Raw genomic sequence first — 12,859 nt, 5'->3', positions numbered from 1 at the left:
CAGGATTCTTAATTTTAAAAGAGGTTTTGCCAATGACCAATTCAGATTTAGAGATAGTCACAGTTCGCCCAATGGATGAGTATAATCAAAAGTTGGTGTCTTCCGTCCATCCGCCAAATTGGGTTAATCCTCAACCTGCCGATGTTTACGACTTGGTAGTAATTGGTGCTGGTACGGCGGGATTAGTCGTGGCGGCGGGTGCTGCGGGACTAGATTTGGGTTTAAAGGTGGCGTTGATTGAAAAGCATCTCATGGGTGGAGATTGCTTAAATGTTGGTTGCGTACCATCTAAAACGATTATTCGGTCTGCCCGCGTCGTTGGCGAAATCTGGGATGCTAAAGATTTGGGAGTTAATATTCCCCAACATAATAATATTGATGTTGATTTTCCTAAAGTCATGGCCAGGATGCGGCGGGTAAGGGCTAGCATCAGCCATAACGACTCGGCGGAGCGGTTCTCATCGTTGGGTGTTGATGTCTTTTTGGGTAGCGGTCGATTTGCGAGTAAAAATACCGTGGAAGTTGGCGACAAAACCCTCCGGTTTAAAAAAGCTGTGATTGCAACTGGCACAAGAGCTGCACAACTGTCGATTCCGGGAATTGAACAGGCGGGTTATCTAACCAATGAGACAGTTTTTTCCTTAATTCAACGACCGGAACGTTTGGCGGTGATTGGTGGCGGCCCCATTGGTTGCGAATTGGCGCAGGCTTTCCGGCGTTTGGGTTGTGAGGTGATACTTTTCCATAGCGGTTCTCATCTCCTGAATAAAGAAGACGCTGAAGCCGCTGAAATTCTCCAAAAGGTTTTGATTAATGAAGGAATTCGCCTAGTACTCAATTCCAAGTTGGAAGAAGTGGTAACTGTCACCCAGGGGAAACGGCTTTACTTTTCCTCTAATGGTCATCGAGATTCAATAACAGTCGATGAAATTTTAGTCGGTGCGGGGCGATCGCCAAATGTGGAAGGTTTGAATTTAGAATCAGTAGGGGTGGAATACGACAAGCACCAAGGTGTGAAGGTAAATGATTATCTCCAGACGACCAATCCCAAAATTTATGCAGCTGGCGATATCTGCATGAACTGGAAGTTTACCCATGCAGCTGATGCAGCAGCGCGGATTGTAATAAAGAATACGCTGTTTTCTCCCTTTGGTTTGGGACGCTCGAAACTCAGTAGTTTGGTGATGCCTTGGGTAACTTATACTGACCCAGAAATTGCTCACGTAGGGTTATACGAACACGAGGCGCAGAAATTGGGTATTGAGGTGACGACCATCAACATACCTTTTAGTAGTGTAGACCGAGCGATCGCAGATGGTGAAGAATCAGGATTTCTCAAAATTCACCATAAAAAGGGGTCTGATGAAATTATCGGTGCAACTATTGTCACCAGTCACGCGGGTGAGATGATATCAGTTGTGACTACGGCAATGGTGAATAAGATTGGTTTGAGCAAGTTAAGCAGTGTAATTCATCCTTATCCCACTCAAGCCGAAGCGATTAAAAAAGCAGCTGATGCTTATCGTCGAACACTTTTAACATCAAATACCAAAAAATTGTTGGGATTTCTGACAAAGTTATCTTAAGCAAAATCAGTGAACGGTCAGATAACTGTTCACTGATAACTGATAATTTTTATATCATCTCTAAACCAATACGTTTGGGTTAAGGATAATTGGTCTTTCAAGACGCGATAAATCGCGTCTCTACATCAGGGTTTTGTTGCTTATTCTAAACTGTATTTATCTCTAAACAGGTCGGAAGCGATCGATCTCGCCTCCGGTCAAGTTTGCGTAATACAGATTCCCATCAGGGCCAGTAGTGATTTGTGTAGGCAGTCCGAGATTAGGCCTGTCCTTTTGGGAAGCAAACTGCTTAACTGAGGTAACTTTGCCCTTACTATCTAATATCAAAGCATCGATAGTTCCTTGACTGAAATCACCAATGAATAAGGCATTTTGATAGATATCAGGGAAAGTATTACCTGTGTAAAAGTCACCCACGAGGATTGAATTAGAACCAAAATGCTTGTAAGTGTACAATGGTTCTGTAACAGATGAGCCACTATTATAGAAGTCTTTTGCTGCATCTAAACTAGCATAGGATGGTTGTTTCAGACTGACGACATTACCATTTGCATCAAGGCCACCTTCATAGAATGGCCAGCCAAAGTTAGCCCCTGGTTTTCCGACATTCACCTCTTCGTAAGTACCCAAGCCAACATCACCAATTACGGGGGTATTGGTCTTTTTATCAATTGTGAAACGGAAGGGGTTACGCAGACCTAAGTCATAAACTTTGGAAATATTGCTATTGGCATCACCGTTGTAGAAAGGATTGCTTGATAAGCCTTGACCAGTAATCGGGTCAATCCGCAGAATCTTGCCAGACAGATTATTCTTATCCTGGACGCGAATTGCTCGTGGGTCTATCCCATTGTAGGAAGTACCATCTCCTAAGCTCACAAACAGAGAACCATCAGTACCAAAACGCACAGAACCAACTGAGTGAGATTCACTATCATTGGCTATAAAATTCTGGACATTTTGGACTTTATCGAGATTATTAAGATAATCCTGCAAACTGGTAAACGGCTTACCAGTATCTTTGTTAAGAATTCCTGATGGTGCATAGCCAAGTGAGACATTTGTACTATTTCCATCTGGCTTGTTAATATTTGCCCAAGTGCCATTTGTGCCGAGTAGCACAACTTCGCTGCCAGCAATTGCAGTAGTATAATTAGTGTTGGGATCAGCCTTAAAGCGACTTAGGCGTGCAGTACGATTTCCATTCTGGTCAGGATCGTCCAATGTGCTATTGGGATTGTTCTTGGGATTGTTTACACTAGTTTCTGGTGGATCGTAGGTATACAACAGGTAAACATAGTTGTTGCCGTTTGGACTTTTGCCAAAATCTGGATGTACGGCAATGCCTAATAGACCGCGATCGCGCGTATCATTTACCTCCTTGCTAATATCAGTAAATGGTGTTGATAATAAGCTACCGTTTTTCATGACTCGCACTACCCCATTTTTCTGGGCAATGAACATGCTGTTACCATCAGGTGCCCATTCAAAAGCTGTGGGTTGATTCAAACCAGAAGTTACCGTATCTAAAGCAAAGTTACCAGAGTCATTATCAATAATAGTGATACTTGTCTGTTGATTAGTTAGCTGCACTCCAACTGCGTTACTGAACTTCAAAGCAAATGTTTCATTTGATTCCCCAACGTTGTCATTAAGAATGGGGATAACAATGGTATTGCTGGTTTGTCCGGCGACAAAACTCAAGCTTCCAGATACAGTCTGGTAGTCAGATCCAGCTTTAGCAGTCCCATCTTGGGTTATGTAGTTGACGCTAGCAGCCGCCGAAGCATTGCCCCGTGTAACTGTCACCTTAGCAGTACCGTCAGCCTCATTAACTACTGGCTGAGTGAAATCGAGGCCAGAGCGATCGTTGTCTTGAATTGTAATTGCGAGAGTTCTTTGGACTCCTAGTGTTGCCCCCTCTGCCTGATCGATGACAAAATTAAAGGTTTCATCTGCTTCTATCAAGGAATCATCATTGATCGGAATGGATACCTGCGTGCTGCTTTGTCCCGGCGCAAAAATAAGTGTTCCAGCACTTTCAACGCCTTCATTCCCATAGTCAACCCCTTTTGTAGCAGTATTACCTATAGTCGCATATTTAATTGAAGATGTACTACTTACATCTCCAGTTCTAAGTATTTTAACGGTAACACTATCACTGCCTTCGTTCACAGTCATCGAAGACGAGCCTAAGGTGATAGTGGTCTGAAGAAGTGGTGAATAAAGTTGAGACTGAGGAATGATTTCTTTGGTCTGAGAGGTGCTTGACCAACGCAGTTGAGAAACGGCATTGCCTTTATTTTCGTAGTACTCAAGTTTAATATCGTACTTCTGACCTGCAACCAATGCGATCGAGCTACTGGATTCGGTGGCAGGTTGATCGATAAACTTATCAATGATTTGTTGACCATTTACCCACAGTCGCACACCATCATCAGCAGTGGTGTAGAACTTGTAAGTTTCGCTGTACTTGGCTTCTACCTGACCTGTCCACCGCACTGAGAAGGTATCTGCATCAATCGACGGAGCGGGAGAATCAGCGCCCCAATTAAAGTTCACCGTCGGATCTGTGCTAGTTACCTTCAGGTTGGTGAAGTCGATGTTGTCGTAGTACTCTCCTTTGAGTCCATTGCCACTACTAGGTGTGCTGACATTACTATACAGTTGGGACTTAGAAATGATTTCCTTCGCCTGAGAGGTGCTTGACCAACGCAGTTGAGAAACGGCATTGGATTTATTTTCGTAGTACTCAAGTTTAATATCGTACTTCTGACCTGCAACCAATGCGATCGAGCCACTGGATTCGGTAGCAGGTTGATCGACAAACTTATTGATGATTTGTTGACCATTTACCCACAGTCGCACACCATCATCAGCAGTGGTGTAGAACTTATAAGTTTCGCTGTACTTGGCTTCTACCTGACCTGTCCACCGCGCTGAGAAAGTATCTGCATCAATCAACGAATCGGGAGAACCAGCGCGCCAGTTAAAGTTCACCGTTGGATCTGTACGAGTTACCTTCAGGTTGGTGAAGTCGATGTTGTCGTAATACTCTGCCTTGAGTCCATCTCCTTGAGAGAGTAGGCTAGACCGAGCAGAAATGCTGGTTTGTCCCTGATCAATGCTTTCTAGAGATGATTTAGTAGTAATTACTGGACTTACAGATGTCGATAAGTTTTGATTTGATGCCATAATTAATGTTTCAGGATTAGTTTTGCATTGATGAATATTTTCAACAAAAAATGCATCATAAAGCTTGATAAAAATATGTATATAAGCTAATCATTGATTGGCTTATAAAAAGATATATTAGTAATTGCTAATTATGAATAATTAGTTGAAAAATATATTAGTCTTTGTTTTATTTCAACAAGTTTCTGAATTCTTGAGAGCCTCTATTCTCATTGATGTTTAGATGCATATTCCTTAAGGCAAGCGATGCCCAAGAAAAGCAGGTAAATACGTAATTAGTCAAATTCAATAACTTTACATAGATTACTTAAGTATTCTTTTACTTTTATATATTTGACAATAGATCGCAGTGTTATGTCTATCTTGTTTATGGAACTTTGTTTAAATATTCACATTGATATATCCTTATTTAAAGGAATATAAAAGTTTTGATGATTTTTAAATAAAAATTGCAAAATTACCGGATAATATAATATGTTTTATCTACAGATTTATTAACTATATAAAAATTTGGTAAAGAAAAATTTTAATATTTAAAGATTTGAACAATTAATATTTATCTATACTTCATTTTGACTATTACTTTACGTATTTTTACCAGAACCAGCAGAAATATAGTAATAACCTAAAATCAGTGGAGCAAAAACTTTTGCAAGAGCCTCACCATTCATGCATTTAAGCTAGGAAACACAATCCGCTGGAATTAAGAAATAATCGTACTTTTTGAGTAACTTTGTTGCGGGTGGATTATCCTACGAATTACTACGCGACAGTTTCTCCATGAGAGGCTACGCCAACGAGACACCGCGAGCAAAGAATTGTCAGCGTCCGAAACCCTACTCTTTCGTTCATTTACAAAAGTTTTCAATTTACTCCAAGTCAGAAAAATTACAAGTTTGACGTTGCACATCCCACTTTCCCCTAGACTAGGGGCAGCAACCTTGTTCAAACTGGCTGAGGAAAGTGGACTTTGACTGAGACAAACAATTTAAACTCTACCATCCAGAATCTCTCACGCAGGGAATTGCGAGATTTAGTACGGACTCAGCTGCAAATGCTCCTAGAAGCAGGAGACTTGCAGGGAGCAAAATCTATTCTCGTACCTGTGCAGCCTGCGGATATCGCCGAGGCAATTGAGGGTTTACCAGAAGCAATGCACGCTTTGGCTTTTCGCTTGCTTTCTAAGGATGAGGCGATCGAAGTTTATGAATATCTCGACTACAGTGTTCAAGAACGGTTAATTGAAGAACTTAAAAGCCAGGAAGTCTGCGATATTGTCGATCAAATGTCGCCGGATGACCGAGCTAGGTTATTTGATGAATTACCAGCAAAAGTCGTCAATCGCTTGCTAGAACAACTGAGTCCAGCAGAACGTCAAGCTACAGCCCAACTATTGGGTTATGAAGTTGATACAGCTGGGCGAATTATGACGCTAGAGTTAATCTCGCTGAAAGAAAACTTGACAGTATCTCAAGCTCTAGAGCGAATTCGCAACTTAGCTAATGCCAGTGAGATGATTTATTATCTTTATGTCATGGATGCGGCAAGGCGCTTAACGGGGATTGTATCGTTGCGGGAATTAGTAACGTCTCAGCCTGAGCAAATTATTGGCGAAATTATGACCCGTGATGTGGTGTTTGTCTACACTGATACAGACCAAGAAGAAGTTGCAAGATTAATCCAAAGATATGATTTTTTGGCTGTGCCTGTGGTAGATCGAGAACAGCTTCTAGTAGGTATTGTTACGGTGGATGATGTGATTGATATTCTACAACAAGAAACCACCGAGGATATCTATGCCTTGGGTGGTGGTGTGCAGTCGGGGGGCGACAATTATTTTCAAATGAATTTGCTGGAAATTGCTCGAAAGCGAGTTGTCTGGTTATTGGTCTTACTTGTAACCAATACCGTCACAGGCACAATTATTAAGTCGCAAGAGGATCTTTTAACAAAAGTTGTGACACTGACGGCCTTTATCCCCTTGTTGACTGGTACTGGGGGTAATGTAGGCGCTCAATCTTCTACAGTGGTGATTCGCGGGATGAATACCGATGAAATCCGATCGCTTGGGGCATTGCAGGTAATCGGCCGAGAAGCGATCGCTGGGGCGTTATTAGGAGGAATGTTAGGTACGATCGCTACTGTCTGGGCTTATTTTTTGCAAGGACGATTAGAAGTAGCGATCGCTGTAGGCACTAGTTTGGTAGCTATTTCTATTTTGGCTTCGATCTCCGGTTCAGCACTGCCGTTTCTATTTCGCTATCTGCGTTTAGATCCGGCATTAATGTCAGCACCATTCATTACTACAGCAGTTGATGTCGTAGGTGTTTTGATCTACTTCAATTTGGCACGGGTAATTTTAAAGTTATGAAAACGAGTCATTAGTGAATAACAAACTACAAATGACAAAGGACAAATGATTAACTTAACTTTTACAATTCTGATTCCGTATCTGGAGCAACAATTTCGCCAGTACCCAATTGCAGTATCATGTCCTGGTCAGTAATCAATCCGCTAAGTTCTTTCACTTGTAAATTCATGTCTTCACAAGCTTGTCTAAGTTCTCTGGCAAATTTGTTCAGGTCTTGACCATAGCCACATTGATAAGCAGCAGTTTCAATTCCTTGCTGGGCATTTGCTCTAGCACAATCTACTAGTTCTGTGCCATTCAGTGGTGTATCAGATGCCATAAACGTAGTTATTATTTCTTAAATGTACGCTGTTAGACAGATTATCAATATTTCCACATTAAATCATCCCTCCAATGGATGACCATGAGGGTGAAGTTAAGAATGAAAAAACAAAAAATTATGACTGCAAATTATAGCGATTTTGGATTTTAAATTTTGGATTGAAAGAAAAATCTAAAATCCAAAACCTCAAATCCAAAATTGACTAATTCCTAACTATTCTACTTAACCATTGATCACATCTCCACCATTAACATGTAACACTTGTCCAGAGACATAAGAACTATCATTAGAGGCTAAATATACGTAGCTAGGAGCAACTTCTTCAGGTTGTCCAGCTCGTTCCATTGGTACTTGTTTACCAAAAGTTTCAACTTTCTCTTCGGGAAAAGTTGAGGGAATTAAAGGTGTCCAAATTGGCCCTGGTGCAACGGCATTAACGCGAATTCCTTTGGACACCAAATTTTTTGATAAGGAGCGAGTAAAAGCAACGATCGCACCTTTTGTAGAGGAATAATCTAGTAACTGTGGGCTACCTTTATAAGCTGTTACCGATGTGGTATTGACGATAGCACTGCCCGCTTGTAAATGCTTGAGTGCAGCTTTAGTCATGAAAAACATTGAGAAGATATTAGTGCGGAAAGTTCGCTCTAGTTGTTCTTCAGTGATTTCTTCAATACTGTCTTTCGGATGTTGTTCGGCGGCGTTATTGATAAGAATATCGAGTTTGCCAAATTCATCAACTGTTTGTTGGATGGCTTGCTGACAAAAAGTTTCATTCCCAATATCACCTGCAATGGTAACTGCACGACGCCCTTGTTTTTCTACCAACTGCTTTGTTTCTTTGGCATCATCGTGTTCGTTAAGATAAAGGATCGCCACATCTGCACCTTCTTTGGCAAATGCGATCGCAACAGCACGACCAATCCCACTATCTGCACCTGTAATTAATGCTACTTTATCTTGTAATTTACCACTACCCTGATACTGAGCATCATCTGCTTTGGGTTTTGGTGTCATTTCTGATTCAACACCTGGTGCTTCTTGTTGCTGTGGGGGTTGCAATTTCTGCTCTTTTTTCTCTTTTGATTTAGCCATCTGTTTTACCTTGGTAATTGAATCTTGAATTGGGCATTGGGTATTGATTGCACCCCATTTTTCTCATCTCTCCCATTCCCTATCTCATAACTAAACCTTGGATCAAAAATTCAACCCAAGGTTTATTTTTTACTTTGACTGTCATTAGCCATTTGCGCTTTTAGGCATTTATCTTCTGGATGTTTGCCAAACCTACTTATTCCTAGCGACTGTACAGAACTTACATTATCGATCCTCGAAAATAAGTACACAACTCTGATGTGATGAAGAATTTATCTTTTTACTCTACTTTCAAGTTAACTATTATATTGCTGTACTTTATCGCCCCCTAGAGGTAAACTAAGCTGCAATAGCTCAACCTTAAGATGGAAACGAAATTAAAGAATAAAGAAGTCGGCGATTTACGGGTTGTTATAGTTCGATCGTTCCTTGCGGACTTACGGAAATTTTTTGTAAAACTATCTCAATACTGACACGGTAACTATACATCGTCCAAAAGGCTGCGTGGTACGCTACATTGAGATCATTAGAGGGCATGGGTTATGGCAACATTAAATATTTCTGAGTTAGAACAAGTTGAAAAGTTTCGCCACTTACAATTAACCCTGCGCGATCGCTGGAAAACGAGCGAACTATTTGACAATAGTGAAGCAGATATTTTAATTATTCCCTCCCTGAGTATCGACCAGGGCGAACTCCAAAAAATCGAAGGCTGCGAGCATTATGAAGAAAGATTACTATTTTCCTTAATTCGGTTGCAGAATCCCCAGACTCGACTGATTTATGTAACATCAGTACCACTGCATCCTAGTATCATTGATTATTATCTGCAACTGTTGCCAGGAATTCCCTTTTCTCATGCTCGCAATCGCTTACTGCTACTTTCTACTTACGATTCCTCCCTTAAGCCTTTAAGCCAAAAGATTTTAGAACGCCCACGCCTGCTAGAGCGGATTCGTCAATCTTTGAGGCTAGACAAATCATTTATGATCTGCTACAACTCTTCGCACTGGGAAGGCGAATTGTCTTTGAAATTAGGTGTGCCACTGTATGCTGCTGCACCAGATTTACAGATTTGGGGGACAAAAAGTGGTAGTCGGCAAATCTTCAAAGAAAGCGGAATACCGCATCCAGATGGCAGCGAAAAAGTTTGGAACCACACAGATATGGCAGAAGCTACCGTTGATTTGTGGGAACGCCAACCAACATTAAAACGGGTAGTAGTAAAACTCAACGAGGGCATTTCTGGAGAGGGGAATGCATTGTTGGATCTGAGACCGATTGAGAATTTAGCGCCAAACAATGGTACTCATGCTGAAAGGATAGCAGCAATTAGCGATCGCTTATCAACGATGCGCTTTCAAGCAAAACAAGAAACTTGGGATAGTTTTTTGGGAAAAATGCCTGAGTTAGGTGCAATCGCTGAAGCATTTGTGGAAGGGGAAATTAAGCGATCGCCCAGTGTCCAAGGACGGATCACACCGCAGGGCGAAGTGGAAATCCTTTCAACTCACGACCAAATTCTTGGAGGCCCAGACGGTCAGATTTACCTTGGTTGTCGCTTTCCTGCTGATGAAAGATATCGATTGCAATTACAGCAATTGGGACTTCAAGTCGGCAAAAAATTAGCAGAGAAAGGCACTTTAGAGCGATTTGGATTAGATTTTATTGCCGTTGACAAGGGTAACGGAGAGTGGGATATTCAGGCGATCGAAATTAACCTACGTAAAGGCGGTACAACTCATCCATTCATGACCCTGAAATTATTAACGAACGGCCGCTATGACCTTTCCACGGGTTTATTTTATAGTCAACAAGGTCGTCCAAAATATTACATTGCCACTGATAATCTGCAAAAAGAGCGCTATCAGGGATTATTACCTAATGATTTAATGGATATTATTGCTCACCACAGATTGCACTTCGATAGCAATACAGAAACTGGTACAGTGTTTCATCTGATGGGTTGCCTTTCACAGTTTGGCAAGATGGGATTAACCAGCATCGGTGATTCTCCGCAACAAGCACAAGACATTTATAACAAAGTTGTGAAAGTTCTGGATGAAGAAACACGCAGCGAAAATCGTGATTTCTCGGCGTTTTCAGATTATTCCTTTCCCGTAGTTTGGGATGAACATAGTTAATTTATTAAGAAGTGTAAGCTGAGAGGGTTGTCCAAAAGCTGAAAAGCTTATTGTTTCCTAGATCCCCTCAGCTGACTTACTGATAACTGATTAGCTGATTAGTTCTAAATGCGCTGATCGCTGTTAGGTAAATTTTGCTGGTTGCTTGGCTGTTTACGAGATTGCGATTGAGTATATATATAGGTTACTACTGCTAAAGTCAGCCCAATAGCCAACACCACTCCCAGAATTCGCAAGAAATTGGGACTAATTCTCGTACTTAGCTGCTCACTTAGCTTTGGTTGATAAATAGTGTCATCCGTTCGTGTTTGTGACCTGTTTTGATTAGACGCAGGTCGTGGCTGATACAACGTCACATCTGGTTGCACTGGTGGTCTACTTTGATTAGATGCTGGTCGCGGTTGAAACAACGTCTTATCTGGTTGCACTGGTGGTCTACTTTGATTAGATGCTGGTCGCGGTTGAAACAACGTCTTATCTGGTGGTACTTGTTGACCACCTTGATTAGATCGTGGTCGTGGTTGAAACAACGTCTTATCTGGTGGTACTTGTTGACCGCCTTGATTAGATCGTGGTCGTGGTTGATATAACGTCACATCAGGTTTGCTGGCGTTCGGATTATTCACAGGACTCTGTTGATTTTGCTCAACTGGGTTAAATGGTCTGGGAACGGTTTCCTGATTTGAACCTTGGTTCTGTCCAGCCTGAATGGGAGGAACGGTTTGCTCAGATTGGTTTTGCTTAATCGGGTTAAATGGTCTGGGAATAGTTTCGTGATTTGAGCCTTGATTGAAAGCAGATGGAGAACGCAGAATCGTGTCGTCGTTCGATTGTCTAGGAACAGTTTCGTGATTTGAGCCTTGATTAGAAGCAGATGGAGGACGCAGAATTGTGTCGTCGTTCGATTGTCTGGGAACAGTTTCGTGATTTGAGCCTTGATTGAAACCAGATGGAGGACGCAGAATTGTGTCATCGTTTGATTGTCTGGGAACAGTTTCGTGATTTGAGGCTTGATTAGAAGAAGCTTGCGATCGCCCAGTAATTTCTCCAGATACACTAGATTCTGTGGCAAATTTTGCAGCAGCTTGCAAAGCCTGATTTAGTTCTTCTACCGTTGCAAATCGGTTAGCTGGTTTCTTTTGGAGGCATTTCATCACCACCACTTCCAATTGTACGGGTAAATTCTCACACCCTGGTTGCGATCGCAGTGGTTTTGGTGGCTCATAAGCGTGAGCTAATACCCAAGAAGCCTCACTAACATGACTACCCTTAATGCTAATTCCAAAGGGGTCGGCTGCACTCAGCATTTCATAAAGGATAATCCCTAAGCTGTAAATATCACCTCTAGCATCCAGGTTTTGATCGCTTTGGATTTGTTCAGGAGGTGCGTAACGAAATGTCCCGATAAATGTACTAGTTATATTTGTAATATTGGAATTTTCTGAAGATTCACTACGAATTTTGGCAACACCAAAATCCAAAACCTTCACCCACTCTCCCAAATCTGTCGGCATCAAAAATATATTATCTGGTTTCAGGTCACGATGAACTACCTGAATATGTTCAGTGGTTTTGCCACCATCCCGTTGGAGAGTCACTCCTTGATGGGCAAGCTGTAGACCTTTACAAACTTGCGCCATAATCTTCACCGTCCGCTCAACAGACAGCCGCTTGTCGCGCAGCAGTAATTGCCCAAGCGTTTGCCCCCGCAGATATTCCATTACATAAAATGGAAAACCTTCCGGGGTTACACCACAGTCACTAATCTTAACAATGTGGTCGCTTTGCAAAGCAGCACAAACTGCCACCTCCCGCTCAAAACGCTTTCTCATTTCGAGCGATGCCACTAGCGTATCTTTGAGCAACTTCAACGCTACCTGCTGACCGACACGGGTATCCGTTGCTAGGAAAACTTCTCCCATGCCACCCCCGCCTAACCGTCTGTCCAAACGGTATCGCTGGTTATCACCTACGAAGCGACCATTCCAAGAATTTGAAGAAGGTGGGGATTTCATCTGGGGCAACCCATCCTAGTTACTTTCAGTGTTAACTTTTTTCAGAGATAATACTAGTATTACAAATATGATTGCTTCATAACTTAGATGAATATTAGTAATATATGCTACAAGTAGTTATCTAATTATAC

At 41.8% G+C, this 12,859-nt stretch carries 7 protein-coding genes; 3 read left to right on the top strand and 4 right to left on the bottom strand.

The genetic code is table 11. The annotated features are described in order from the left end of the window. The first annotated feature begins 32 nt into the window (after window positions 1-32). Window positions 33-1,586 carry a mercuric reductase gene (locus tag V7L12_RS15790; RefSeq protein WP_335085448.1) on the top strand — a complete coding sequence of 518 codons (1,554 nt, stop codon included), beginning with the start codon at window positions 33-35 and terminating at the stop codon, window positions 1,584-1,586. 162 nt (window positions 1,587-1,748) lie between these two features. Here the strand turns inward: V7L12_RS15790 and V7L12_RS15785 are convergent, their stop codons facing one another. After that, entirely contained in the window at window positions 1,749-4,781 is a 3,033-nt protein-coding gene (locus V7L12_RS15785) for a PA14 domain-containing protein (RefSeq protein WP_335085446.1), read from the bottom strand. Between the two features lie 970 nt (window positions 4,782-5,751). Between V7L12_RS15785 and mgtE the strand changes: the two genes are divergently transcribed. Continuing rightward, entirely contained in the window at window positions 5,752-7,152 is a 1,401-nt protein-coding gene (gene mgtE, locus V7L12_RS15780) for a magnesium transporter (protein WP_335085444.1), read from the top strand. A 61-nt stretch (window positions 7,153-7,213) separates the two neighbouring features. Here the strand turns inward: mgtE and V7L12_RS15775 are convergent, their stop codons facing one another. Continuing rightward, window positions 7,214-7,471, bottom strand: coding sequence for a hypothetical protein (locus tag V7L12_RS15775; protein WP_334824517.1), 258 nt, complete (start codon window positions 7,469-7,471; stop codon window positions 7,214-7,216). A gap of 225 nt (window positions 7,472-7,696) precedes the next feature. Next, window positions 7,697-8,569: an SDR family oxidoreductase gene (locus V7L12_RS15770; RefSeq protein ID WP_334824515.1), complete on the bottom strand. Its 873-nt coding sequence runs from the start codon at window positions 8,567-8,569 to the stop codon at window positions 7,697-7,699. Between the two features lie 542 nt (window positions 8,570-9,111). Here V7L12_RS15770 and V7L12_RS15765 point away from each other — a divergent pair. Next, the gene (locus V7L12_RS15765; protein ID WP_335085443.1) at window positions 9,112-10,713 is read left to right on the top strand and encodes a peptide ligase PGM1-related protein; all 1,602 of its coding nucleotides are present in this window, start codon (window positions 9,112-9,114) and stop codon (window positions 10,711-10,713) included. Window positions 10,714-10,817: 104 nt separating this feature from the next. Here the strand turns inward: V7L12_RS15765 and V7L12_RS15760 are convergent, their stop codons facing one another. Further along, window positions 10,818-12,728, bottom strand: a complete 1,911-nt coding sequence (locus V7L12_RS15760) for a serine/threonine protein kinase (RefSeq protein WP_335085441.1) — start codon at window positions 12,726-12,728, stop codon at window positions 10,818-10,820. Window positions 12,729-12,859 lie beyond the last annotated feature (131 nt).

This window comes from Nostoc sp. (genome assembly GCF_036918245.1).
Classification (GTDB): domain Bacteria; phylum Cyanobacteriota; class Cyanobacteriia; order Cyanobacteriales; family Nostocaceae; genus Nostoc.
The sequence above is the reverse complement of the archived record's forward strand: the minus strand, read 5'-3'. Positions and strand labels throughout refer to the sequence as shown.

Bases quoted from the DNA above. Each gene is read 5' to 3' on its own strand.
- V7L12_RS15790 (WP_335085448.1), top strand. From the start codon at position 33: ATGACCAATTCAGATTTAGAGATAGTCACAGTTCGCCCAATGGATGAG.
- V7L12_RS15785 (WP_335085446.1), bottom strand. From the start codon at position 4,781: ATGGCATCAAATCAAAACTTATCGACATCTGTAAGTCCAGTAATTACT.
- V7L12_RS15775 (WP_334824517.1), bottom strand. From the start codon at position 7,471: ATGGCATCTGATACACCACTGAATGGCACAGAACTAGTAGATTGTGCT.
- V7L12_RS15770 (WP_334824515.1), bottom strand. From the start codon at position 8,569: ATGGCTAAATCAAAAGAGAAAAAAGAGCAGAAATTGCAACCCCCACAG.
- V7L12_RS15765 (WP_335085443.1), top strand. From the start codon at position 9,112: ATGGCAACATTAAATATTTCTGAGTTAGAACAAGTTGAAAAGTTTCGC.
- V7L12_RS15760 (WP_335085441.1), bottom strand. From the start codon at position 12,728: ATGAAATCCCCACCTTCTTCAAATTCTTGGAATGGTCGCTTCGTAGGT.